The organism is Terasakiella sp., assembly GCF_048267425.1.
In the GTDB taxonomy this organism is placed as follows: Bacteria; Pseudomonadota; Alphaproteobacteria; order Rhodospirillales; family Terasakiellaceae; genus Terasakiella.
On record NZ_JBLWXN010000005.1, the window covers coordinates 29,951 to 55,517 of the forward strand.

The window sequence follows — 25,567 nt, forward strand, 5'->3', positions numbered from 1 at the left end:
TATGACTAAAACGTTGATCGACGTTAAAGATGTTACCAAGGTTTTTAAGAAGCAAAAAACACTGGATAATCTCTCGCTTACGATTGAATTGGGTGATCGTATTGCCTTGGTTGGCTCTAACGGGGCTGGTAAAACGACGATTATTCGTTGTCTTCTTGGTGAATATACCTTCGATGGAGAAGTCTTGTTTGACGGGATGGATCCGCGAGAAAATCGTGAAGATGTGTTGGGGCGGATTGGATTTGTGCCGCAAATTCCGCCGCCTCTACGCATGCCAGTTCATGATTTGGTGAACTATGTGGCAAAAGCCTGTGGTACAGATACCACGCAAATTTCTGAAATTGCCGCACGAATGGGTTTGGACATTTTTGAAATTGAAAAAAAGCCCTTTATGAAATTATCGGGCGGTCAAAAACAGAAACTATTGATTGCAATGGCGTTGGGTCGCCCTTGTGACTTGTTGGTCTTTGATGAACCTACAGCCAACCTTGATCCGGCGGCACGGCAGGTCTTGTTTGATTTATTGGCGGAACGTTCTGATAAATCGATGATTATATCTTCACACCGTTTGGAAGAGGTTGCTGCCCTTGTGAACCGAGTTGTGGAAATGGATCGTGGCCGTATTGTGCTGAATGACCATGTTGAGGATGCTGTTGGAACTGCTGGACGCTTACAATGCCGTGTGGTTATTTCAAAATATGTCGAGGCCTTTGAAAAAACGATCACGGAATGGAATTTCACCAGTCAGGATAAAATGGAATGGGTCGGCGAAGTCGGCGGACCTGATCGTCTGCGTTTTCTGGGAACTTTGTCCCGATATGTCGGCTTGGTAAAGGCTGTTCATATGGATGAGGCTGGAAAGGCGTAATCGAGATGAAAAAATGGCTCTGCCTTTTCTTACTGCCTTTTCTGCTTTTGGCTTGTAACGAAGAAAAAACAGGTCCGGTCGATGTGCATTATGATCGTGATATGTGTGAACGTTGCCGCATGATTATCAGCGAGCCCAAATTTGTCGCTCAGGTCCGTGGTGGCCCGAACAAACAGGTTTGGAAATTTGATGATATCGGAGACGCTGTTACATGGTTAAACGACAAACCGTGGGCAGGGGATAAAGAGACAGAAATTTGGGTGATGGATTATACCAGCGGGACACAATGGGTGGATGCTCGTAGTGCATATTTCGTACCGGGGTATTTATCACCAATGGCCTATGGTTTTGCAGCATTTAAAGCGGAAAGACCGATGAGCGTAGACTTTAAAACCATGCTGGAGAAGGTTTTGAAAAAGAAAATTACGATCAATTGCGATCCGCTTGATCCGCAACATTCCAATTTAACAAACAATAATTAACGGAGAGCCTAAGCATGGCTGGTTTATGGTTAACCGCAAAGCTGGATATTTCAGAATCCCTTCGGGCCAAGTGGTTCTTTTTTTATGCGCTGATTTTTGGCGGTCTGGTTGTCGGGCTGCTGGTTTTTGGTGTGACGGAATCCCGCATTATGGGGATTACGGGGTTGTCACGACTGTTGGTTACATTTATCCAAATTACGATGGCGATTTTGCCGATTTTTGTACTCCTTTCGACAGTGCGCTCTTTGGCTGGTGATCGCGAAGCCGGTGTGTTTGAATACCTGCTTGCTTTGCCTGTGACCTTGGGGGGATGGTATTGGGGTAAATTTCTTGGGCGCTTTATCGTTGTCTTTTTACCTGTCTTTGTCGCAATGTTTGGATCTGTCCTATACGGACTGATTTCAGGGCTTGATATCCCGTGGTTCCATTTTATTTACTACACATTATTGATAATATCGGTTTCTGCCTGTTTTCTGGGTATTGGCTTTATGACATCGAGTCTGGCCCGTTCAACAGATGTATCGCAAGCGGTTGCGTTTTTGACATGGTTGTTGATGTTGCTGTTCCTTGATTTGATTTTGCTAGGCTCAATTATCAAAGCACATGCCCCACCGGAAACCGTTATTGCAATTGCACTGGCAAACCCGCTGCAAACATTTAGAACTGCTTCTATGATGCTGTTTGATCCTGAGTTAATCTTGTTAGGTCCGTCGGCATATGTGATTTTGGATAGCTTTGGCCATACAGGATACATGGTTTGGTCTGTGCTTTACCCCATTGTACTGGGGGGATTGTCTGCAGGCATTGGTTTTTGGGTCTTTAGACGAGGGGATTTGCCCTAAGAAGATATTCTGCACGTTTTAAGAAAGCTCGTTCTGTTTGTTGGGCAATGTCACCGAGTATGGCATGAACGAGCTTTTCTAATAGCGTGATACGGCTTTCAAACCCGATTTCAAAAGAAACGTCTGTTTTTGTATTATCTACAGGCGTAAATTTCCATAAGACATCCAGTTTTATCCGATCTTTCGGGTCCGCCATGATGTGAATGCTGTGCTCTGGCTGTACTTGTGCAAAAGTGATGAATTTATAACTGACTGGTCCCCACCGGTATAGATTTTCGACACGCCAGTGCGTAGAGGATTTATCTTTGACACGTGCGGCAATGCAATGGGGGAGAAAGCTTGGGTAGTTTTCAACGTCTGCTGCAATCTGAAACAGCAGAGAGCGTGGATAAGGGGCTGTAAGTTTACGTTTTTCCCGAATCATTTACAGGTAGATGTTGTTGGTGTTGTGGAAAATGTACGGCGGATAAACCAGATAAGGGCAGCGGCGCTTATATTCATGGTTAAGGCATAGATAATTGCCGGAACCATCAATTTGGCATCGCCCATGACATTAACCGCAATAAAGATGGCGAGTGCAACATTTTGTAGCCCGCATTCCAGACTGATTGTTATACTGTCTGCGGGGGGGCTACTGCATGTACGTGCGCTGTAAAAGCCCAAAGACATTGTGACAATATTCAACAAAACCATAAAGAGACCAATATCAAGAAAATGCTGCGCAATATTGTCCTTGTTGGCGATAAAGGCACCGGCAACAATAAGTGCAAAAATCACGGTTGCGAGTGCCCGGACTTTGGGTTGGGCTTTTTGACAGAAGGAAGGGTATTTTGCGTTCAGAAGCATCCCAATGGAAATTGGCAAACCTGTGATTAAAAAGATACCAGCCATAACCTGATTAACAGGCATATATATTTCACTATTGCCTTCCAGCAGAATCATCTGGGAAAGCCCTAAAATGAGCGGCACAGTGATGATGGAGGCAAGGCTTGTCACGGCCGTCATGGAAACGGATAAAGCCCCGTTTCCACCAGCAAGAACCGATAACAGGTTAGATGTAATGCCGCCGGGGCAGGCCGCTAAAATCATAATACCGAAGGCAAACTCTTTAGGCCCCGTATAAAGCAAAGCAAGGGCAAGACCGATTAACGGTAAAAGCACGATTTGATTGCTCAGACCAACAAGCAGGGCTCGGGGACGTAGCGCAATTTGTTTGAAATCATCTACACGTAGACCAATGCCGACAGCAAGCATAATAAAGGCAAGCCCCAGTGGGAGTAGCTGTTGTATGGTCATATTGGTTTTCCGTTCGTGAAATTACTTATTGCCTGTATGAATTGCAGCAATTCCGAATGATAAATTTTTATAGCCTACATTTTTGAAGCCGCAATCTACCATAATGGAAGCAAGCGCCTGCTGGTTTGGAAATTCACGTATGGACTGGATCAGATATCGATAAGCTTCTTTTTGTCCGGCAATCATTGCCCCTAACTGCGGAATAACATGTAAGGAATATGCGTCATAAAGGGGTTTCAGCCAAGGGGCAGCTTCTGAAAATTCCAGACATAAAAAACGCCCTTGTGGTTTTAAGACACGATGAATTTCTTTTAACCCGGTATGTGGGTCCGACATATTGCGCAAACCAAAGGCGATGGAAAGAGCATCTATGCTATTGTCGGCAAATGGTAGCGTTTCCCCATAAGCTGCCACCCATTGAATAGGGTGCGTTTTTTGCTTGCTGGCAGACATCATACCAACGCAAGGATCGCAAACAATCGATCGTGCCCCGTATTTGGTAAATGCAGCTGCCAAATCCCCTGTACCGCCCGCCAAATCAACAATGGTTTCCCCGTATTTTGGCGCGAGCATAGAGACGCAGGAATGTTTCCACAGGCGATGTATCCCCATGCTCATAACATCATTCATGATATCGTAGCGTGGCGCGACGATATCGAACATATCGCGTACTTCTTTACGATGCTTGTCTTGTTGTTCTGTGCCTTGGGTAAAGCTTGTTGAAGGTGTGTTGGTCACTGATTTGCTTCCAGAATTTCCAGAATACGTTTGGCAATTTCTTCACCAGAAATCCCATGCGCAAATTTAGTAATGAAAATACCCGTCGGGCTCATAAAATAAAGACCTGCACTGTGATCGATCAGGTAAAATTCATCTTCTTTTCCCTTGCTTTCCGGTGCAATGCTATACTTGACTTTGAACAGGTCGGCCGTGCGTTTGATCATAGCTTCAGGGCCGGTTAAACCAATGATTTTCGGATGAAAGTTTTTGACATATTCGCGCAAGACGGTTGGTGTGTCGCGTTTGGGATCGACGGAAATGAATAAGGGTTGGATTTCTTCCTTAAAGCCTTCTGTTTTTTCAAGGATATCCATGGCATCTGCCACATTGGATAAAGATGTCGGACAAACATCGGGGCAGAAAGTATAACCAAAAAAGATGAGACGGAATTTGCCCGTGAAATGTTGATCTGTGACAACTTCATTGAAGTGGTTGTTCAAAAGCCAACGTCCCCCAATTGTATCTTCTGCATCAGCGCTTGTAGCGAAGGCTGAGAGTGCGAGGATAAGCGCCAGTATTTTTTTCATTATGTACTCCGTTAATCATCCAGAATGGAAAGGAAGGCGAGAATGTTGTTAATATCATTGTCAGAAAGGTCTGCGAATTTGACTTCCCAGTCTACATGTTGACGCGTCCCTTTTTTGAAATCGTGCATCTGCTTTTTTAAGTATTGTGTGTACTGTCCACGCAGGCGTGGTTTGTCGGTACGTCCAAACCCGTCTCTTTGATGGCAAACACGGCAGGCTTCCATGTACATTCGCTCCCCTTGATTAATATTGCCCGGGTAGCGCCCGATTTGTACGATGCTTTTGCTTTGGCGTAAACGTTCCAATCCGTCAATCACTTCGGAGGACGGTGGAAGCCGGGTCGGGAGGTCTATTGCCGCAAGATAATGGGTGATGTCATGCACATCCTGTTGAGAGAGTTCCCGGTCGTTAGCGTATGGCAACATGGGCAGGTTGACGCGTTCGCGTGATTTAAAGGATTCAATCTGGCGGGTCATATATTGCGGTGTCAGGCCCGCGAGCCGTGGGTAAATACCGTCTTTTCCACCTTGTCCTTTACGTCCATGACAGCCAGCGCATAATTCATTGATATCTTCTGCATTTTCAACGTCATATGTTGCTGTTTTATCATGTGCGACATCAGCATATACGCCAAGTGGATATAATCCCAGCATGACCACGCTGAAATGCCAAAATTTATGCAACATAATCATTTGCCTGCTTATCTGACAATCTTCTCATATTTCTGTCCTAGATTAGGGAATGCAGCATTGATCTTAATCAAAATTCGCCTGTCCTAAAACGTCATTTTTTTCTTTTTTTATAATTGCATGCATTGAAACGATAAATCCAATCCCCACCTCAATAGTAGGATATGAATTCAATAACTAAGACGTGCGAAGCGTGTTGACGGACATTCCTAAAAACGGTTCGCGCCGAGAAAAAAGGAACGTGTCATGGAAGTCTTCGACTTATATTCCGAAATGTATGCGAAGGAACGTCAGGAAGAGCTGTCTCTGCAGGAATACCTGTTGGGCTGTCGTGACGACCCAATGATGTATGCCTCAGCAGCCGAGCGTATGGTTATGGCGATTGGGGAACCAGAATTGATCGATACCAACTCCGATCCGGTCCTAGGGCGTATCTATCAAAATAGAACGATCAAGGTTTATCCCTCTTTTAAAGATTTTTATGGGATGGAAGAAACCATTGAGCGCATTGCTGGTTATTTCAATTATGCCGCACAAGGCTTGGAAGAAAAGAAACAGGTGCTATACCTGCTTGGTCCTGTTGGTGGCGGGAAATCTTCAATCGCAGAACGATTGAAAGCATTGATGGAAGAATTTCCGATTTACGTACTGAAGGCAGGGGAGCAAGTCAGTCCGGTTTTTGAATCACCCCTCGGGTTGTTTAACCCGACCAAGTTTGCGGATTTGTTTGAAGATAAATATAATATCGCTCGACGTCGTTTAAACGGTTTGATGTCCCCTTGGGCGGCGAAACGCCTGCAAGAATTTGATGGGGATATTTCCCAGTTTACGGTTGTCAGAATGATGCCGTCCAAACTGCATCAACGCTGTGTCGCCAAGGTTGAACCCGGTGATGAAAATAATCAGGACATTTCAACATTGGTTGGCAAAGTCGATATTCGCCAACTTGAACATTTTAGCCAACATGACCCCGATGCATATAGTTTTTCCGGTGGGCTAAATCGGACAACACAAGGGATTATGGAATTTGTTGAAATGTTTAAGGCACCGATCAAGGTGTTACACCCATTATTGACAGCAACGCAGGAAGAAAACTATCTGGGGACAGAAAGTTTCGGTGCTTTTCCTTATCAGGGCATTATTCTAGCCCATTCTAATGAAAGTGAGTGGGTACAATTCAAGAACAATAAAAATAACGAGGCTTTTTTAGACCGAATTTGTATTGTGAAGGTGCCATATTGTTTGCGGGTGAGCGAAGAAACCAAAATTTATAAGAAACTTTTAAAAAATTCGCAGTTGTCCACGGCGACGTGTGCGCCGGAAACTTTACGATTAATGGCTCAGTTCTCAGTTCTGACGCGCTTGAAACCGCATGATAATTCTAACCTGTTTTCAAAAATGCGTGTGTATGATGGCGAAAACCTGAAAGATACAGACCCCAAAGCGCGCTCGGTACAGGAATATCGGGATATGGCCGGGGTTGATGAAGGAATGAACGGTATTTCGACTCGTTTTGCCTTTAAAGTACTTTCCCAGACATTCAATTACGATACGGCTGAAATTGCTGCTGATCCGGTACATTTGATGTACGTATTGGAAATGGCAATTAAACGCGAGCAGTTTACCAAAGAGAAAGAAGAAGAATATCTAAACTTTATTAAATCCGAACTGGGGCCGCGTTATGCCGAGTTTATCGGTAATGAAATTCAACGGGCCTATCTGGAATCTTATTCAGAATATGGTCAAAACCTGTTTGATCGCTATATCGCCTATGCGGATGCGTGGATTGAAGAACAGGATTTCAAAGATCCGGATACGGGGCAGATGTTCTCTCGTGATATTTTGGATGGCGAGCTTTCCAAAATTGAAAAACCGGCAGGCATTGCCAATCCAAAAGATTTCCGAAATGAGGTCGTAAAGTTTGTTTTGCGCGCAAGGGCAAACAATAAAGGTAAGAACCCGCTTTGGACCTCTTATGAAAAATTGCGTGATGTGATTGAAAAACATATGTTCAATCAGGTTGAAGATTTACTTCCTGTGATCAGTTTTGGCACCAAAAAAGATGGGGAAACCGAAGCAAAACATGGCGAGTTTGTCGAAAGGATGAAAGAACACGGATATTCCGAACGTCAGGTCAGACGACTTGTAGAATGGTATATGCGCGTTAACAAAGCGGGGTAAGTGCGATGCGTTACTTCGTTGATAGACGTGAAAACCCGAAAGGCAAAAGCCTGGGCAATCGACAACGCTTTGTGAAACGGGCACGTGCCCGCATTAAGGAAGTTGTTAATAAATCTTTGAAAGATCGCAGCATTAAAGATTTGGCGACGGGTGAAAAGATCACTATTCCGACCAAAGGGATTGAAGAACCTAAATTTTTAAATGATGGTCGAACAGGTTCAAAAAACCGGGTTTTTCCCGGTAATAAAGACTTTATGCCGGGTGATAAAATAAAACGTCCTGAAGGCGGTGGTGCTGGGGGACGGGGTAAGCAAGGTTCAGATGATGGCGAAGGCCAAGATGATTTCAGCTTTACTCTGACAAGGGATGAATTCCTTGATTTATTTTTCGAAGATTTAGAATTACCTGATCTCGTCAAAAAATCTCTTACAGATGTACGGAATTTTCAGACCAAACACGCAGGATATCGAACGTCGGGGACGACATCGAATATTACGCTTGTTCGTACGATGCGCCAGTCCTTAGCGCGCCGCACAGCCCTGAAACGTCCGAAAAAAGCTGAAATGGATGAGATCGAAGACGAAATTGCGGAACTGGAAGCCAAGTCTCGGCTTGGTGTGAAGCAAAAAGAACGGCTCGAAGAATTAAAAAGTCTGTTGATTAAGAAAGAACGGAAACGTCAGGTCGTCGGTTTTATTGATCCCATTGACGTGCGGTATCATGCATTCGAAAAAGTTCCTCAACCCAATTCAAAGGCCGTTATGTTTTGTCTCATGGATGTTTCGGGTTCTATGGGGGAGCGAGAGAAAGATCTCGCGAAACGTTTTTTCCTGCTTCTACATTTATTTTTGGATCGGCGTTACGAATATACCGAGATTGTCTTTATCCGTCATACACATATTGCGCAAGAAGTGGATGAGGAAACCTTCTTTTATGGGCGAGAAAGCGGCGGAACTGTTGTTAGTCGTGCATTGGAAGAAATGAAGAAAATTCAACGAGATCGTTATCCAACAGATATTTGGAATATTTACGGGGCGCAAGTTTCCGATGGTGACAATACAACAGGTGATTCAGGAACATGTATTTCATTGTTGAACAACGATATTTTGCCGGTTGTTCAATATTACACCTATATCGAAGTGGTCGATGTTCAGGAAATGGAAATTGTTCGTAACGGGGAAGGCGGTTCAGATTTATGGAAAGCCTATCGTCAAGTTCGTGATGGTTGGCCGCTTTTCAAAATGGGGAAAATCTCTCAACCTGGTGATATTTACGGGGTCTTTAGGGAACTGTTTGCCAAAGACCTGAAGGGGGCCTGAAATGATTGAAGAAAAAACAAAGCCTCTCTTTGAACGTTCGGAATGGACGTTTGATACAATGAGCGAAGTCTATGATGCGATTGAAGAAATTGCGCATAATGAGCTTCATTTGGATACGTATCCCAATCAAATCGAAGTTATTTCGTCAGAACAAATGTTGGATGCCTATTCCTCCATCGGTTTGCCTTTGATGTACAGACATTGGTCATTTGGAAAGCGTTTTGCGCGTGATGAACATAGTTATCGACGTGGATATTCCGGTTTGGCTTATGAAATTGTCATCAATTCCAGTCCCTGTATTAGTTATAATATGGAAGACAATTCAATGGCGATGCAGACCTTGGTGATGGCGCATGCAGCCTTTGGGCATAACCATTTTTTCAAAAATAACTATCTTTTTAAGCAATGGACAGATGCCGAAGGTATCCTTGAATATCTCTCCTTTGCCCGAGATTATATTACGAAATGTGAAGAACGTTATGGCATTGAGCGGGTTGAGGAAATTCTGGATGCTGCCCATGCCCTGATGGATCAAGGGGTGTTTCGATATCGCCGTCCCCCAAAACTGTCCAAAGAGGCGCTGCGAAAGAAAGTACAGGAAAGAGAGGAATACGAGGAGCGTAGCTATAACGACCTTTGGCGCACTGTCCCGGCAGCCAGTGAGGCAGTCGCAGAATTGGATGAATGCGAGGTTGAACAAAAAAGACGTCAGGAAATGTTTAAGCTGCCAGAGGAGAACCTTCTTTATTTTTTGGAGAAAAATAGCCCCAATTTAAGAACGTGGGAGCGCGAAGTTTTGCGTATTGTGCGCAATATTGCCCAATATTTTTATCCGCAAAAACAAACGAAGGTGATGAATGAAGGCTGCGCGACATTTGTTCATTATACGATTATGAACCGTCTTTACGATAAGGGATTGATAAGTGAAGGCGCGTTGTTGGAGATGTTGCACAGTCATACAAGCGTTGTCTTTCAACCTGATTTTGATGATCCGCGCTACAGCGGCATAAATCCGTATGCGCTTGGTTTTAATATGATGACGGATATTAAACGCATTTGTATGGAACCAACGGAGGAAGACCGTGATTGGTTTCCTGCCATTGCGGGCAATGGGGAATGGCGTGATACCTTATTGGATGCGTGGGCCAATTATCGCGATGAATCTTTTATTTTGCAATATCTTAGCCCATATCTGATGCGTAAGATGAGGCTGTTTTCCATTGGGGATGATAGTAAGTCTCCGACATTGGAAGTGGGGGCGATCCACAATAAATCGGGTTATCGTCAGGTGCGAAATGCATTGGCGGAGAGTTATAACCTCTCTTTACAAGAACCGGACATTCAGGTGGTTGATGTAAATATCAGAGGCGATCGAACTCTTTTCCTACGCCATCGGTGCAAAAATAGAATTACTCTTCACGAACAGACAAGGAATGAAGTCCTGAAGCATTTAAAATTGTTATGGGGATATCATGTCGTTTTAACCGGGATTGAGCAGGAAACAAACGAAGAGCTTTATTGTGCAACAACCCGTCCACAGAAAGAAGAGAGCGGCTTTTAAGGTTTTCTACGGTCTTCTTGTGCTCTACGGTCTTTACCCGCACGCCTGTTATTTAGGCTTTTAGGGGGTGAAAAGGTTGTTAGAAGTTTGTCAAACTCGATAGCTGGGACTGGTTTGGAGTAATAATACCCTTGACCGATATGGCAGTGAATAGACTGCAAGAAGGTTTCATGTTCTTCGATTTCGATCCCTTCGGCGACGACTGTCAATCCCATATTGTCCGCCATATCCATAATGGTGCGGGCAATAGCGGCATCATCCGGGTCAACATGAAGATTTCGTACGAACGATTGGTCAATTTTTAAGGTGTCCAGTGGAATGCGCCTTAGGTAACTCAGAGATGAATACCCGGTTCCAAAATCATCAATCGCTGTCGTAATTCCCAAATCGCGTAGACTTTTGAGTATGCGCATCCCTTGATCGATATCGCGCATCAAGGAACTTTCGGTGACTTCCAGTTCCAGATTGGTGGGGTGGAGGCCAGTTTCTTCTAAAATATCTTGAATGGTTTGGGGCAACTTTTCTTCATCTAGCTGTCGACCGGACAGGTTGACGGCGACTTTTAAATGACGCGATGCGCCCTGAGTGATCCAGTTTTGAGTATCGTAACAGGATCGCCGTAAGACCCATTCGCCAATAGTGATAATTTGTCCGGTTTCTTCAGCAATGGGAATAAACTTCGCGGGTGAAATGAACCCTAAATCAGGATGGATCCAGCGAATAAGGGCCTCCATACCGCGAATATGACCGGTTGAGAGGTCAATTTTTGGTTGGTAGTAAACTTGAAGTTGGTCGTGTTCCAAGGCAAGTCGCAGTTCGCGCTCCAACATATCGCGCTCTTCTGCTTCGGCCTCCATTGCCTTGGTATAGAAAAGGTAATGGGTGTTTTCTTCCTGGCGCGCAGCAAACGCAGCCATGCCCGCGTTCTTTACAAGACTGGATGGGTTATCACAATCAATTGGATAGCAACTGACACCTATTTTACACCCAATCACAATTTCATTATCTTCTATGAAAAAGGACTGGCTCAGTGTCGTGATAACAGACTCACAGATTTCTTTGGTGGAGTGCCCACGAGAGAGGTCATCAATGATAGCAACAAATTTACCGCCGCCCCAGCGCCCGATTATATTGTTATGTCCGATGGTTTCATTGAGACGGATAGCGACCGCGCTTAATACCTGATCGACCATTTGATGACCAAAAAGGTCATTCACGCGGTTCAACCGTTCAAGTGTGATGAATAAAACGCAACAAACACATGTTTGGCTTTTATCTTCAGTAATTCTTTCAAGGGTCTTTAAAAGGAAGTGGCTATTTGGCAGTTTGGTGAGCGGGTCATGGTTCGCCAAAAATGCCAGTTCTTCATGGTCACGTTTTTGCAAAGTGACATCACGAATAATGGCAATGTAGCTTTTTTGCTCACCGAAGTGCATGGACTTAATTGACAAGTCGATATTGATTTCTTTGCCTGATATATGCAAGCCGACAGCTTCTTTTGCCGAACAATCTTTGAGTAGTATTTCTTCGTTTTTTGTAAAGTTATCCAAGTCTTTATCGAAACGTACAAGATCCAGCAAGTTTTTCTGGATTGCATCATCACTTGCAAGCCCAAAGATCTTAACGGCGGAATTATTGAAGGACTCGATATTGCCTTGTTCATCCATTGATATAATAGCATCCGGGGCATTATCAACAATGCCACTTAGGCGTTCCTCACGTTCTAATAAAGCTTCGGCAGAACGTTTCTGTTTACTGACGTCAACAGCTTCAATCAGATAAGTTTCGTTAAGCTCGCTATTCATATGAGCGACACGTAGAACGACATCAAGAAGCGTCCCATCTAATGAATGAATTTTAAGGGGCAGACGTTCATTCATTTCGGCAAGTTCGCCTAAGCTACCATCAATGATGGAAACGTAATCTATATCAACGATGCTGGCTAAGGGCCTGCCGATGAGGGTTCCTTTTTGCCGATCGTTATTTAATTTTTCTTCACTGCTGGGATTTGCATAAATAATAACGCCGTCGCTTACTATAAAAATTAAATTGGAGGACATTTCCACCAAACTTTTATATTGGCGTTCGCGTTGTAAAAGCGTTTCCAGTGCACTTTTTTGTTCAAGGTGATCAATAGCTTGCAGGAGATATGTATTGGGGCATTCGTCGGGAATAGGCGTGACTGTTAGCAGGGCATGAATTTTGTCATTCTTTTTGCCTTTGAATTGGACTTGTTGTCGATCCTGGGTTTCCGCAAGTTCAGGTAATGATTCTTCGATGAATTGCGCACAATCGTTATGGGCGATGTGGGAAAGCCGCTTGCCGATTAAAGTACCTTGCGAAATATCCAGAGTATTTAAAGCTGTCTTATTGGCATATGTTACGACACCGTTTGTGACCGTTAAAATGATATCTCGAGAGAGGTCTAGCAACTTTTTGTAGTGTGCGTCCTGTTTGTTTTGACTCCATGCCGTTCTGGCGAGTGGTTTTGTTTTTAAAAGGTTGGAAAGTCTCAGCTTTACAAAATATGGGTCAAAAGGACGAATGAAGACTTCGTCAAATTCTTCGGCAAGAAAACTGAACTGATCGTAGCTTATCCCTTTTGGGGCAATGGTGACGAGGGCCGGACGGGCCGTATTGTCGAATAAATCCAGACATTCCTCGGTCAATTGAGCATCAACGATAATCAAATCAATTTTAGAAAAGTCGCTATCAATATCAAGGGTCGGGGTGATCTTGAAATTGACGATACCGATTTCCTGCAGGCAAATGACAATGTCACTTGGTTCTGATTGATCAATCAAAATCACGTTATGTTGGTTCATTGTCATTTTTCTCGGCTAAGAATTTTTATTAATTCATAGTGCCACACGGAGAATAGGGCTGACAACAACCTTTTGTTATGTGATCATCCACCTGAGATTTTAATGTTTTTTCCGCTCTCAACCGTGGTTTTTCCTTGCCATGAGATTTTAATGTTTAGGCGATTTTGATCATCTTCTTTTGAGGCGGAAAGTTTAAAGTGCAATAAACCTTTTGGTTCCATTGTTAATGAGGCATTGCCATCTTCCATGACAATTTTCCCATCCGAAATTGCATTTGTCAGTGCGTTTAGAAGTGTGGCAATTGTTTTGGAATCCTGCAAAGATTCATGTTTAAATCGTTGATCATCTTTCATTGTTTGGTCTTTCTCTTTGCGTGTTTTTTCTGTAAATGCAATAAAGTGCTGTGCGGTGCAAATAGCTTGATATGCGGATAATCGCTGGATAAGCCCAATATTTTCCCTTTGGGATGGATAATTGTGACCGCGGCACCGCGTCCGCGTATTTTTTCATTGCGACGGGTGTGACTATCTAAACTTGCATCACATTCAAAATTGAGCACACCTTTACGAAGGGCAATCCGTTGGCCTGAATGTAAATTTCGATGACCATGAATAATCGCGCTTATACCTGCCCGACGGACATGCCGTGCCCCTTTGTTTGTAAAAGGGTGGTCCACATTTCTATATTTTGTTCGCACTGTGTTGCATAAGGGACTGTAATATAAATCGAAGGGGTCGCCTTGAAGGGCTTGCTTAAATGTTTGATTTAAATCTTTGATTCTCATTCCTGATAGTTGTGCAGCGATTTTGTTATCTAAGCCGGCATGAATAAACAGAAAGGAACCAGATTTAAAGGCAAGGCGCATTTGCTTGTAAAACCAGTGGAACTCCCCTTTGGAAGACAAGAACAATTCTCGCCACTTCAGGACTGCGGCATAAACTTGGCGTAAGTTTAGTCCTGCTTTTTCACATTTTTCTTCGAAATTATCGTATTTTTTTCCAATGCGGGTGAGCTCACGTTCAATTTGATGCGAAATTAAGTGAGGTTCTGCAAGATCGGGGAAGTGGTCGAACCATTTCCGCGAAGGATAGAGCATTTTTTTGCAAATATGTTTGTTGGGAATATGTTTCAGTGAATTTTCGTCCTGTAAATACTCATTCCAAATTTCGAGAAGTAACGGAATTATTTTTTGCCCGGTGCGAATGAAAAAATGTTCATTTTTCGGTGTTTTATGTTTTCCGACGGCTTGCATTCCAAATAGAACACGGACATCGTGGTTGCCGGCAAGGACACGCACACGTGCCCCTTGGTCTTTGAGATGCCGAATGGTACGCAATAATCCAAGACTACTCGGTCCTTTATCAAAACAATCACCCCCGATGATAAAGTTGGCCTTGTATCCGCTTTCAGTCAAAACAAAGTCGGTAGGATCAGGCCCGTTTTTTTTAACACAACCGGATAAGACCAACGAGGCGGCGAAAGCATCGGGGTCGCCATGTAGATCGGAAAAGAAAATATGTTTGCGTTTGGGCCAAACCCATGCGTTCGTTTTATTTAGCTCTTTTAAAGTCGTCATCAGGGACTTTTCGTCGGTACAATCCGGGGCGAGCGACTTATCCCCCCCTTCGCACCATTCAACAGCTTTGCGGGGTAGACGAACGTTAAGCCAGGATTTACCGTGATAGCGCGGCAAAAGAGTGTGTTTGGAGTGTTGCTGCATTGTCATTTAGTCCGAATATTCTTCTTTGAGGTGGCGGACTTTCCATTCTCCACATACATGAAACCATGTGCCATCCTCATCATAGGACAAAGCAACAGGTTTGGCGTGGTACATACTTAGTTTGGCGATATCTTCAAATGCCAATATGCCAAGGATATGGGCAGCATGTCGAAAAGCAGCGCCATGACCAACAAATAGCTTGGCGATTGGTTGGTCAGAAGTGTTTGAGGGAAGGTGATGTAAGGTGTGTTTGATATGGTTGGCTACCCGTTCGCCTGCCTCCATTAAAGATTCAGCACCTTGCAGGGGGAGGCGGTAATGTGAGTTTGATTTCCAGTCAGCAGGCGGGTTTTCAAAACGAGGATCGACGTTGAGGACTTGTTCGATCACTTTAACTGTGAGGTTTGCGGCACTTCCCAATTGGCGTTCACTTAAATGATCATTACTTTTTATGTCCCGAAAACAATCCAATGCTTCGCATATAACATCCGCCGTTTGCCATGAACGGAGTTGATTGGAACATTCAATAATTGGATCAAATTGCCAATTATGTCGCTCCGCAAAGCCTTTGAGCAAACCAACCGCATCTTGTGCCTGCAAGAACCCTTGTTCATTTAACGGGAAAGGTTGCAACGCGCTGGGGGTGTCTTCTAATTGGTGATAATCACCATGTCGCAGGAGAATGGCAACGGGCTTAGTCATGTTGAATACCTTCCAGATAAGCGGGTAGGTTACCAATGATGTCAGCGAGGGCAGGGGTGTTTACCAATTCAATGGCAGCTGCAAGGGAAACCCATTTTCTCAGACGATGACTTTCTTCCCATTCATTTGGCGCAAGTTCATGTGTGACGGCCATTGGAAAAATCTGTACATCACAGGTCGCATCCCATTTTTCGTAGTTGTAACGCCCTAAAAGAAAATCTGCGACAGCGCCTTTTACACCGGCTTCTTCGCGTGCTTCATTTTCGGCACTTTCTTGCGCACTCATACCGGGGTCGTGAATGCCTTTTGGCGTGACCCAATGTTTGCCGCTGCTGGATGAAATGAGTAAGACCTGCGGTTCGCCATCAACAATTCGATAGGGAACCACACCGGATTGATTGTAATAATAAGCCGGGCGTATTCGTTGTTCAGTACCGCCCGGACCATTAAACGGAAAGGTCTCAGGCAGGTTTGCCCCCTCAATAATATTGGTGCAATGGCAGCGTGAAATGTCTTTCCAACTTCCGTCAAATTGCAGGTGAACCAAGGTTGCCGGAGCCATTGCCAAGTAGCGATTGCTCAGTTGTCCAACCAGCATGGACAGACCGGGGTTATGGGCCACGACCATGAGGCATTCAATACTATTGGGTGTCTTTGCGATGGCACCGCGCAAATCAATCGGCGCGGCGTTATAAAGGCGGGGCACATTGGCGATGATCTTTGTTGATAATCCGGCGGCTTTGCAAGATTTTGCCGCTGTGGTACGTGCCCGTTCTGCAGGGGAGGCGAGGATTAGTTCTGGCTGTAGCTTGTTTTCATGTAACCAGACACCGATACGCTGAGCATTGCGTTTTCCTTTGTTTTTTAACTCGCGATAAAAATCACCTTCCGGGTGTGTGTTTTTTGTATGTCCATGTCGCAAGAGTAATAAGTTTCTGACCATCATCTTCACCTTATTTCATCAAGAGATGTTGAAGGCAAAAATCCTTCGCATAGGTGAAATCAATTTTTCCGTTGGCTTCAAATATCCTAACATTTTTAAGCGCGTTTAGGTAAGCAAGGCTGTCTTGATGCATATCTTGTGAAATGAAATCTGCATTTGCATCCTGATAGAAGGGACCGGGTGACTTCATAACAGCTTTTAAAAGGTCGACATGTTCTTCAATATTGATTTCTTGTATTGTGCAGGGGGCTTCACTCTCACGTTTCCAGTTGAGAATAAGGAAAGCATTGAGCGGCGCGTGATCGATTATTTTATTTGGGCCATAAATATCTTCAACAAAGACGTCATACTTTTCTTCCAAATCCCATAATTCAGCCGGGGGAAGTGCTTTTAACGCATCGATCCTGTCGGTGGGGAGGAGGTCGATCAAATTGGGATCATGCAGCATGGTGCCGGGATTAACGCGTGGCAGTTTTGGAATGCCAATGGCCAAGTCATCTTGTAAAAATAATCGGTCATTTGTCAGATATTGAACGTTATCTGTGCTTAACAGATGGAGCATCAATGTAGATTTGCCCCCACCGGAGAACCCGGCAATTCCTAAGCCCTTTTCACGGGCGCAAAGACCGGATGCATGGCAAATGAGAGCACCGTTTTGTTGTAGGTGGTTCATATATTGTGCATTGATGAAATTAATAACCTGATTATCATTTTCAAGACAAGGGCCTGCGGCGATGCGTTCGGTTTGGCTTTGTAAAAAGACCATGCCTGTGCGAACTTTTTGAATGATACGTGCGTGTTCAATATCGACGTAGGCATCTTTGCGTCCAGTTTTGCCGGGTTCGCGTTTCCAGTCCGTGAAAGTCAAATCATAAGCGTCTTGTGGGCGTTGAATGGCTTTGACGACAATATCCGGTGTACCGTGGCCTAAGGTATGGGCGAAATAAATACCAAGTTTTTCCAACAGCTCTTCACAGTTGGATTGAATACCGATTTTATAACCATCCAAGTCCAATAGAACTTGGCCATCACATAAGGGAAAGCCACTTTGCATACGGTGTGCAATGTTTTGCAGGGTGATCATTGGCTGAGCTCCTTTAACGCATAATCGGCATAAAGATTGGCGGCATCAATTCCGATACCTTCCTTCGCGCCTTTAAAACCACCAAATGCGGAAACTTCAAAAATAATGGGGCCGTTTTCGGTGTCAGCTACATCAACGGTGGTGAAATCCATTCCGAAAAGGGCTTGTGCTTTGTGTGCAAGTTCTATTGTGCTTTGCGGTGGGGTATAAGGGGCATATTTGCCGCCGCTGTTAATGGTCGTATTCCAGCTGTCGTTTTGGGAAATGCGGGCATAGGTACCCATATAATCCCCGCCTAGAAAGACCATTCCGTAATCTTGACCCGCGAGTTCGACTTTTTCTTGCATATACATCATCGGGTTATCGCGTTTAAATTCTGAAATTTGGTTCAGGATTTGATCATCAGATTGATTGCTTTCAATAACGCACATACCACGGGCTTTTGTTGAATAAAGGGGTTTGAAAACGGCTGCGCCAAAATCTTGAACGGTTTTAAGCGCATAATCAATGTCTTCGCTGATACGTGTTGCCGGCATGGGAATATCCCCGTGGCGTAATGTCATGGTACAGCCAAGGCGATCAATCATTCGAATAATGGTGTCGGGTTTTGAAAAGACGCGGACATCATTTTTTTCAGCCAAACGCAGCAATTCAATACGATCCAGTGTATTGGGATTATAGGTTTGGCTAATTTTTTTTACGATTATGCCGTCTAACTGACAAAGGTTTACACCTTGTGCATAAAGGGTATTTGTCGAAAGGTCAGCATGGACATCCGCCATAGATATAACCAGACGAAATCCTGTTTTCTCTTCCAATCGTTCAGCAAGTACTTCGGTTGACCACTTGCCCGGTATTCCTATGACAGCAATCTTTTTATTAATCATGTGAAGAGATCCTCAATCGGCAATTTAAATTTCTTTATATTTTTTTTCGGGCAAGCCTGAATGCATTGCAGAATATAGACCGCGCGCAAATACATGGTGTTGGCAAGGCCTTTGTCTAAAATAAAACGGGTGGATGTAATGAATGAACGAGCCAAACCCAAAGCAAGACGAAGTTCGAAGGTTTCATCATTGTTTTTGCGGGCAAATTCTCTTGCGTAAGAATGTAGATAAAGAGCGCTGGTTTTAATTCGGTTACGTGTTCGATTATCCAAGACCTGCAAACGATAATTGGACACCATGAAAACGGATATGTCCTGTGTGTAATCCTGATAGCATGAGCGATGCAGGTCGATAAATTTGATGGTTTGGTTTTCCGGGTCGAAGATGATGTTATCCAGATTGAAATCTCCGTGAATATAGACGGAAAATGGAGGATCTAGGTCTTTTTCAATCTGTGCCGCCTGTGTAATCAAATCATCCAAAGAAATGACTTTTTGCGAACCAATTTTAACTGAGGATGTTTGGAATTCCGGATGAATATCCAAAACTGACTTTAAGCGTTTTTTGAGTTGTGCCATATGGTTGGCTGGAATTTTCTTTTTCTTTTTTGTTTCGTTCCACACAGCCTTTAAGGTTTTACTCAGTCGTTTGAGAGCCTTTTCAACAACATCATCATGTTCTTGCAGCAAAACTTGTTCAAAAGTCAGACCTGGAAGATGTTCAATCAAAAGCGCTGCATTTTTACCTTGTTTTTTATAAGACAGAATTTGCGGGGCCAGACCGGGATAAATTTCGTGCCAGCTTTCGACGCTTTCCAATTCTTCTTTTAACTTTTCTTTTTTGCCGTCTTTAAAAATAGCCAGATAGCCATTTGTTTCGTCATCACTTGCACTGATGCCTGCAATTGCACTACCGGATTTTGTTTCTGCAATGGTTTCGACGTCTGCATTCAGAAGCCCAAGGTCGGATAAGGCTGTTTTAAGTGAACGAAAACGATCAATATGCATGGGTTGCCCAAGTTTTGCGGACATGATCGATTCTGAAATGGTTAAAAGAATGTCGCCCATTTCTTCAATCCGCTGGGAAACAAACAAGGATGTTAAGGCATCTTCAGGCTTTTTTTGCTTGGATAAGGTTTTGAGATGTTTTTTGAAGACACGTTCATAGGCACGGTCCAATTCGCGTTCGATATTGCCGATCTTTAAAGCGAGACGCGTGTCATCTTCCTCTATGGCGCGCTCAATCAAGGCAATCCCTTTATCTATCTTGGATAAAAGGGCCGCATTATCACTTTTTTTAAGGGCATCACGTCTGGATAGATTTGCCATCAGGCGAACGCATTCGTGACACAGATCGGTGATACGTTCCAAATCAGATGCGATGGCTTCGGCAGCTCTTAAAGAATAGATATTGACGTTGCCTTTTTTGCCATGACGTAAAGTGTCCAAACATCCATCATGGACGCGCATTTTTAAATTGTAGGTGTAGCCTTGGCGATCCAGAATGCGTTGGGAAACCGTTTGCGATGCTGTTTCCAGCAGAACAAGAAGGTTGTTCACTTGCGACTGGGTTTCAGCCAAAAGGAAATGCAGGTTATCGTGAATGGATTTGGGTAAATGCATAATTATATCAGCGAACCGGATGTTTCAGTACAATCGAAAACGAGGGATTAAAAATTTTAAATCTTTATATTTAAGCGGCTATGCAAGCGGTCCGCATTTTGCGTCATTTGTGTTTCAGTTCTGTGACGGTCCTTAAAAATGTAGTTTAAATTTAAAAGCAACCTGCTGAACCTTCCTTGGAAGTTTAACAATAATCTTCTGGACCTTTGAAGCAACGGTTCGCATTATATCATAAAAGATCTATTATTTTTGGGACGATATGAAAAAAACAACAGTTTCTCGCACCGTGACTATGCCCGATATGCTGCGTGCCGCACGATATGAAAGAGCACCTGAATACGGGCCGAGGGTATTGTTTTTTTCAGGGGGAACAGCGCTGACGGAAACCAGTCGCGTTCTCAAAAAATTTACACATAATTCCATTCATTTAGTGACGCCTTTTGATAGCGGGGGAAGCTCGGCTATTTTACGAAAAGCGTTTGACATGCCAGCCATTGGGGATATGCGTTCACGCATGATGGCGCTGGCGGATGAACGCATCAGTGGTAGCCCTGAAATCTTTAGTCTATTTGCGCATCGTTTGCCCAAAGAGGCAAAACGCAAAGAGCTGTTGGTGCTGCTACAGGCGATGGCGAGTGGAAAGGACCCGCAGGTTGCAGCGATTAAGCAGCCTATGCGCCGGTTGATTAGAACACATTTATCTATGTTTCTAGATGCTATGCCTGATGATTTTGATTTGAGAGGTGCCAGTATTGGCAACCTGATTTTGTCTGCAGGATATCTCAACCATCGAAAGCAAATGGATCCGGTTATTTTTATGTTTTCGAAACTTGTGAATGTTTTGGGTGAAGTAACGACAATTGTGAACGACACCCTGCATTTAGCGGCACGTTTGGAAGATGGTCAGGTGATCTATGGGCAACATATGATCACCGGTAAGGAAGTCTGTAAGCTAGATAAGGCATTGGAGGAACTTTTCCTCGTAAAAGATTTGAAGACACAGAAGCGCACAACGACACAAATTTCAAAGAAGAAAAAGCGATTTATAGATGAAGCCGATTTAATCTGTTTTCCACCGGGAAGCTTTTATACAAGCATTGTTGCCAATCTCCTTCCCAAAGGGGTGGGGCAGGCGATCGCACGAAAAAAATGTCCAAAGGTTTATGTGCCGAGTTTGGGGGACGATCCGGAAAGAATCGGCCTTTCGCTGGATGATTCTATTTTTAAATTAATTGAATACCTATGCTTGGATACGGATGAGGATCCCCCCGCATCTGCCTTTATCACGCATGTGTTTATTGATAGTGAGAATGGTCAAAACTTGCGACCTGAAACCAAAGCAAGGCTGCGAAAAGAAAAAATTTCGGTAGTCGATACGCGTTTGGTGATACCGCAAAGTGCCCCTTATTATGATCCGCAGTTGCTGGTTACGGCATTGTTGTCTTTGACGTGATGGTGTATTCCTGTCTGGATGAAATAACATTTTAATATCCAGAGCAGGGCAATGGCAAAATTCATCCGTATCAATAAGAAGAAAATCGTTATCAATGATCAGGTTATCAGTGAATGGACGCTGAAGGCCTTGGTTGATAAGGCAAAAGCCAATCAAATAACCGTTGAGCAAATGGTTGTGCAGTCTATTGCAAACCATTGGATGCAAAATGATAAATTCCGCAATAGTGATATGGAAGTGGTGAATACACTGTTGAGTCTCGCTTTTGATTTTGGCTATGATTCTTTTAAAATTGCCAATGGGAAAATTAAGGTTCTGGCCTTGAATGAAGAACGTCGTGCCGCCGTTTCACCGGGTGAATTAGAGCTGTAATCTTTGTGTTCGATTGCTGAAATGTAACTGAGCAAATATTGTAATAGAATATGAATTGCTTTTATTTTTAAACTCACATACAGTTTATTCGTGAGTTACGTTTTTTGCTCGTTATGGGGTAGAATATAGACCTTAAGCCGAACCTTTTAGGGCCACTCCTTTTTTTCGAAGGATAATTCTATTTGTTCCTTGAGTTCTCCAAAACTTCATCGCAGACTTTCTTCGAACTCAATACGTCCCTTGAAAGGGGGGCAGACTATAAAACATCCTAAGGACTAAAGATTAATGGCTAACGGTACAGTTAAGTGGTTTAACGCCACAAAAGGTTATGGCTTCATCGAACCGGAACAAGGCGGCAAAGACGTTTTTGTTCACATTTCAGCATTGCACGAGTCTGGTATTCAGCAACTGAATGATGGTCAGAAAGTTTCTTTTGAAATTTCTGTAAGCCGCGGCAAAGAAGCAGCAGCTGACATCAAACTGGTTGACTAATCTCGACCTATATTCCTTGTTTGTTCAAGGGATAAAGAATAAAGGCATTTCGATCTAGGTCGGAATGCCTTTTTCAATTTTACAGAAGGCTGATAGCAAGGCCAATACACAATAAAATCTGGCTGGCTGCAGAAATGCCAAGATTGGCGTTGAGTTCTATCTTGTTCTTGACGGTAAACATTTTGAAAGTTGCGAGAATTGCGAGAGGAATACCCGCTAAAAACCATAAGGGAACAGGCAGAGTAAGGAGCAGGGCATAAGGGGCAAACATAAAGAAGGCAAAGACAATTTGTGAGGCTCTGGCCCCTAAATATACGGCGAGTGTTTTGCGTCCCACAAGGGCGTCATTTTCCAAATCGCGATAGTTGTTCAATAACAAAATCGCACATGCCGGGCAGCCAATTGCAACCCCATATATCCACCCGTTTTCAGGCCAGTCGCCTGCCAAAAGAAGGTAGCTGACGTTAAAAGCGGCCATGCCAAAAAAGAGCATAACGAACAATTCACCGAAGGGACCGCGTGAAATAGGGAAAGGGCCATTGGAATAGGTGTATGCGCAAAGTAAGGCAAGGCCCCCGCATAATGTTACGATCCAGCCGCCAATGCCAATCAGGTATAAACCACAAAAAGCCGCAATCGTTATAAAGAGAAAAGCGCTATATCGGGTTTGCGATGGTGTCGCAAGACCTGCCTGTGTAATGCGTTGGGGGCCAATACGGGTGCCTGTGTCCGTGCCATTTAAAAAATCCTGTGCATCATTAAACAAATTCGTTGCAATCTGGATGGAAATTGCACCGATGCAGATTGCAAGCAAGACAAGATAATTCGGGGGCTGCTGGTTGTGGAGTGCGAGGCTGAAGGCGACAAGGATCGGTGTTAACGACATGGATAATGTTTTGGGACGTATGCCGACCCATAAAACGGAGAAACGAGGCAGAAGCATTTGTTTTTAAAAGCCAGTTTATTATTTTATTGAGGGAACAGGCTCTTTTTTGTCCTCGATATCACGTCGAACACTATTTAAGTCTGCTTGTTCGTAGCAGGTTACTTTGCCTAGCTCATGGTAGCAATAGCGTTTCGGGTCTTTTTTAAGACTGGGGTCATCTTCTTTGCAATAGGTCATGCCCTGTTCACTGCGAATGGTTGAACAATCTTTTTTGCTGACATAGGAAATAACGTGATCGCCGATTGTCTTGTCAGTAGCAATGGTTGAGATTGCATCCGTTACAAGCAGTTCAGAGCAAGCGGATAATAAGAAAAGTGCAGCCAAGGGAAATGCTATTTTTGCTTTTGATGTCCATTTAAAAAACGTCGTGCATTTCATTGTTTGATCAATCATAAAAGAGACAAGGTATCCTCCATTTCTGACAGGATAAGGTTATTTTAGCGTTAAAAGCTAAAATAAAAAATAGGTAATATTTGCCTAATCCTCGAAACCGAGGAAGACGCGTTATCCTGTCTGAATTTGATCGTTTTTAGAAAGGCCGTATCGTTCAAGTTTAGAGCGCAAACCGACACGGGATAAGCCAAGTTCTTTGGCAGCGCGACTTTTGTTCCATTGATGTCGAATGAGACACTCTTTCAAAATGCGTGATTCAATGGATTCAACCCTGTCTTTCAGATTTCCATTCAGCTTGGATAAGCTTTGAATTTCCAATTCTTCGTCTCGGGGGGCTGCGCGTAATATACGGGCGGAAAGATTGTTTGCCCCTAAAATATTGCTGTCACTCATTACCAGCAGATGCTGAATTTCATTTTGCAATTCGCGTACATTGCCGGGCCAATGGTAGGCTTGCATGCAGGTAATAGCTTCGTCGCTAATACCATCGACTTTTTTTCCGAGGTTGATTGTTGCCTGATGAAGAAGTTTTTGAACCAAAACCGGAATATCTTCAATGCGTTCACGCAAGGGTGGTAAGTGAATGCCAATAGGGGTTAAACGGTAATATAAGTCTTCGCGAAAGCGCCCGGATTTAACATCTGCGGCTAAATCACGGTTTGTTGCGGCGATAACGCGAACATCGACTTGCCTTGTCTTGCTGGCACCCAAGGGGCGGATTTCACCTTCTTGGAGGACGCGAAGAAGTTTGACCTGAAAGGCGGGTGAAACTTCGCCAATCTCATCCAGAAAAATTGTACCGCCATTGGCCCGTTCAAAAAGACCGATGCGATCTTCAACCGCACCGGTAAAGGCACCGCTTTTGTAGCCGAAGAGCTCACTTTCCAGCAGTTGATCGGGTAGGGCAGCGCAATTTTCAACGACGAAAGCCTTGTTGGCACGGTGTGAATTATAATGAAGTGCGCGTGCGGCGAGTTCTTTCCCGGTGCCGGACTCACCCGTGATGAGAACGGAAATATCATAAGGGGCCACACGACGAATTTTTGCGCAAATTTCGTTCATAATGGACTGTTCGGATCGGGTGATGCCATCGTCGCTTTGATAGTTTTGTTTTAACTTCTCTCTTTTGCGCTCGATACTATCTTTAAAAGCATCAGGTGCCATCTTTAATTCAATAGAAAGAGATTCATTTAGACGTTGTAGATCAAAGAGTTGGGCTGCATTTTTTAGTAAATGTATCAAGCTTTCCGGTTGCCACGGTTTTGTGATGTATTGATAAATGCCTGCATCATTTAATGCGCTGATGATGTCCTGAGAATCCGTGTAGCCGGAAATAATCATACGTACGATATTGGGCCATTTATGACGCACGAGTTTGAGGAACTCCACACCGGTTAAACCCGGCAGGCGTTGATCGCACAAGATGATTTGAACCCATTCCGTCTGAAGGATTTTTTCCGCTTCAATGGTGTTTTCCGCGGTTAAAATGTTGAAGTCATCTTCAAGGATGCGTTCGAGGCTTTCCAGGCTGCGAACTTCATCGTCGACGATCAGGATGGTTGTTTTTTGCGTCATTGTGTCAA

25 protein-coding genes are annotated in these 25,567 nt (G+C 43.9%); 9 read left to right on the forward strand and 16 right to left on the reverse strand.

Features of this window, described 5'->3' with window-relative positions:
* Position 1: 1 nt before the first annotated feature.
* From ACN0VA_RS09395 to ACN0VA_RS09405, 3 genes are read left to right on the forward strand one after another with little or no spacing between them, the layout of a single operon-like run.
* Complete coding sequence (locus tag ACN0VA_RS09395; protein WP_417820896.1) at positions 2-868, forward strand: ABC transporter ATP-binding protein; 867 nt, start codon at positions 2-4, stop codon at positions 866-868.
* A gap of 5 nt (positions 869-873) precedes the next feature.
* The gene (locus ACN0VA_RS09400; RefSeq protein WP_417820897.1) at positions 874-1,350 is read left to right on the forward strand and encodes a nitrous oxide reductase accessory protein NosL; all 477 of its coding nucleotides are present in this window, start codon (positions 874-876) and stop codon (positions 1,348-1,350) included.
* 14 nt (positions 1,351-1,364) lie between these two features.
* Complete coding sequence (locus tag ACN0VA_RS09405; RefSeq protein ID WP_417820898.1) at positions 1,365-2,192, forward strand: ABC transporter permease; 828 nt, start codon at positions 1,365-1,367, stop codon at positions 2,190-2,192.
* Here the strand turns inward: ACN0VA_RS09405 and ACN0VA_RS09410 are convergent.
* From ACN0VA_RS09410 to ACN0VA_RS09430, 5 genes are read right to left on the reverse strand one after another with little or no spacing between them, the layout of a single operon-like run.
* Positions 2,170-2,616, reverse strand: coding sequence for an SRPBCC family protein (locus ACN0VA_RS09410; protein WP_417820899.1), 447 nt, complete (start codon positions 2,614-2,616; stop codon positions 2,170-2,172). The genes ACN0VA_RS09405 and ACN0VA_RS09410 overlap by 23 nt on opposite strands.
* Entirely contained in the window at positions 2,613-3,488 is an 876-nt protein-coding gene (locus tag ACN0VA_RS09415; protein WP_417820900.1) for a bile acid:sodium symporter family protein, read from the reverse strand. The genes ACN0VA_RS09410 and ACN0VA_RS09415 overlap by 4 nt, the downstream gene beginning before the upstream one ends.
* Positions 3,489-3,509: 21 nt before the next feature.
* The gene (gene ubiE / locus ACN0VA_RS09420; protein ID WP_417820901.1) at positions 3,510-4,226 is read right to left on the reverse strand and encodes a bifunctional demethylmenaquinone methyltransferase/2-methoxy-6-polyprenyl-1,4-benzoquinol methylase UbiE; all 717 of its coding nucleotides are present in this window, start codon (positions 4,224-4,226) and stop codon (positions 3,510-3,512) included.
* On the reverse strand, positions 4,223-4,795 hold the full coding sequence (locus tag ACN0VA_RS09425) for an SCO family protein (RefSeq protein ID WP_417820902.1): 573 nt from the start codon (positions 4,793-4,795) through the stop codon (positions 4,223-4,225). Before ACN0VA_RS09425 ends, ubiE begins: the two co-directional genes overlap by 4 nt.
* An 11-nt stretch (positions 4,796-4,806) precedes the next feature.
* Positions 4,807-5,481, reverse strand: a complete 675-nt coding sequence (locus ACN0VA_RS09430) for a c-type cytochrome (protein WP_417820903.1) — start codon at positions 5,479-5,481, stop codon at positions 4,807-4,809.
* A gap of 249 nt (positions 5,482-5,730) precedes the next feature.
* On the opposite strand from ACN0VA_RS09430, the gene ACN0VA_RS09435 reads away from it, so the two are divergent.
* The 3 genes from ACN0VA_RS09435 to ACN0VA_RS09445 are packed head-to-tail and all read left to right on the forward strand — an operon-like array spanning position 5,731 to position 10,545.
* Positions 5,731-7,665 (forward strand): PrkA family serine protein kinase, encoded by a 1,935-nt coding sequence (locus tag ACN0VA_RS09435; protein WP_417820904.1) that lies wholly within the window; start codon positions 5,731-5,733, stop codon positions 7,663-7,665.
* Positions 7,666-7,670: 5 nt separating this feature from the next.
* Complete coding sequence (locus ACN0VA_RS09440) at positions 7,671-8,984, forward strand: YeaH/YhbH family protein (protein WP_417820905.1); 1,314 nt, start codon at positions 7,671-7,673, stop codon at positions 8,982-8,984.
* Between the two features lies 1 nt (position 8,985).
* Complete coding sequence (locus ACN0VA_RS09445) at positions 8,986-10,545, forward strand: SpoVR family protein (RefSeq protein WP_417820906.1); 1,560 nt, start codon at positions 8,986-8,988, stop codon at positions 10,543-10,545.
* On the opposite strand, the gene ACN0VA_RS09450 is transcribed toward ACN0VA_RS09445, so the two are convergent.
* From ACN0VA_RS09450 to ACN0VA_RS09485, 8 genes are all read right to left on the reverse strand, one after another.
* Positions 10,542-13,370, reverse strand: a complete 2,829-nt coding sequence (locus ACN0VA_RS09450) for an EAL and GGDEF domain-containing protein (protein ID WP_417820907.1) — start codon at positions 13,368-13,370, stop codon at positions 10,542-10,544. The genes ACN0VA_RS09445 and ACN0VA_RS09450 overlap by 4 nt on opposite strands.
* Positions 13,371-13,453: 83 nt before the next feature.
* Positions 13,454-13,723: an amphi-Trp domain-containing protein gene (locus tag ACN0VA_RS09455; RefSeq protein WP_417820908.1), complete on the reverse strand. Its 270-nt coding sequence runs from the start codon at positions 13,721-13,723 to the stop codon at positions 13,454-13,456.
* The gene (locus ACN0VA_RS09460) at positions 13,720-15,096 is read right to left on the reverse strand and encodes a metallophosphoesterase (RefSeq protein ID WP_417820909.1); all 1,377 of its coding nucleotides are present in this window, start codon (positions 15,094-15,096) and stop codon (positions 13,720-13,722) included. The genes ACN0VA_RS09455 and ACN0VA_RS09460 overlap by 4 nt, the downstream gene beginning before the upstream one ends.
* Complete coding sequence (locus ACN0VA_RS09465) at positions 15,097-15,792, reverse strand: histidine phosphatase family protein (protein ID WP_417820910.1); 696 nt, start codon at positions 15,790-15,792, stop codon at positions 15,097-15,099. It lies immediately after the preceding gene.
* Positions 15,785-16,738 carry an NUDIX domain-containing protein gene (locus tag ACN0VA_RS09470; RefSeq protein WP_417820911.1) on the reverse strand — a complete coding sequence of 318 codons (954 nt, stop codon included), beginning with the start codon at positions 16,736-16,738 and terminating at the stop codon, positions 15,785-15,787. The genes ACN0VA_RS09465 and ACN0VA_RS09470 overlap by 8 nt, the downstream gene beginning before the upstream one ends.
* Positions 16,739-16,745: 7 nt before the next feature.
* On the reverse strand, positions 16,746-17,819 hold the full coding sequence (locus ACN0VA_RS09475) for an HprK-related kinase B (RefSeq protein WP_417820912.1): 1,074 nt from the start codon (positions 17,817-17,819) through the stop codon (positions 16,746-16,748).
* Positions 17,816-18,706, reverse strand: a complete 891-nt coding sequence (locus tag ACN0VA_RS09480; protein WP_417820913.1) for a GAK system ATP-grasp enzyme — start codon at positions 18,704-18,706, stop codon at positions 17,816-17,818. Before ACN0VA_RS09480 ends, ACN0VA_RS09475 begins: the two co-directional genes overlap by 4 nt.
* Positions 18,703-20,328: a PhoU domain-containing protein gene (locus tag ACN0VA_RS09485; RefSeq protein ID WP_417820914.1), complete on the reverse strand. Its 1,626-nt coding sequence runs from the start codon at positions 20,326-20,328 to the stop codon at positions 18,703-18,705. The genes ACN0VA_RS09480 and ACN0VA_RS09485 overlap by 4 nt, the downstream gene beginning before the upstream one ends.
* A 259-nt stretch (positions 20,329-20,587) precedes the next feature.
* On the opposite strand from ACN0VA_RS09485, the gene ACN0VA_RS09490 reads away from it, so the two are divergent.
* The 3 genes from ACN0VA_RS09490 (at position 20,588) to ACN0VA_RS09500 (ending at position 22,645) form a co-directional block, all read left to right on the forward strand.
* Positions 20,588-21,781: a GAK system CofD-like protein gene (locus ACN0VA_RS09490; RefSeq protein ID WP_417820915.1), complete on the forward strand. Its 1,194-nt coding sequence runs from the start codon at positions 20,588-20,590 to the stop codon at positions 21,779-21,781.
* 51 nt (positions 21,782-21,832) lie between these two features.
* On the forward strand, positions 21,833-22,153 hold the full coding sequence (locus tag ACN0VA_RS09495; protein ID WP_417820916.1) for a hypothetical protein: 321 nt from the start codon (positions 21,833-21,835) through the stop codon (positions 22,151-22,153).
* Between the two features lie 285 nt (positions 22,154-22,438).
* Positions 22,439-22,645, forward strand: coding sequence for a cold-shock protein (locus tag ACN0VA_RS09500; protein WP_417820917.1), 207 nt, complete (start codon positions 22,439-22,441; stop codon positions 22,643-22,645).
* Positions 22,646-22,724: 79 nt separating this feature from the next.
* Here ACN0VA_RS09500 and menA read toward each other — a convergent pair whose 3' ends face one another.
* The 3 genes from menA to ACN0VA_RS09515 all read right to left on the reverse strand — a co-directional run bounded on the left by menA (position 22,725) and on the right by ACN0VA_RS09515 (position 25,559).
* On the reverse strand, positions 22,725-23,588 hold the full coding sequence (gene menA, locus ACN0VA_RS09505; protein ID WP_417820918.1) for a 1,4-dihydroxy-2-naphthoate octaprenyltransferase: 864 nt from the start codon (positions 23,586-23,588) through the stop codon (positions 22,725-22,727).
* Between the two features lie 21 nt (positions 23,589-23,609).
* A complete protein-coding gene (locus ACN0VA_RS09510) occupies positions 23,610-23,984 on the reverse strand; it encodes a hypothetical protein (protein ID WP_417820919.1) in 375 nt (124 codons plus the stop codon).
* Between the two features lie 111 nt (positions 23,985-24,095).
* Positions 24,096-25,559, reverse strand: a complete 1,464-nt coding sequence (locus ACN0VA_RS09515; protein WP_417820920.1) for a sigma-54-dependent transcriptional regulator — start codon at positions 25,557-25,559, stop codon at positions 24,096-24,098.
* Positions 25,560-25,567: the final 8 nt, after the last annotated feature.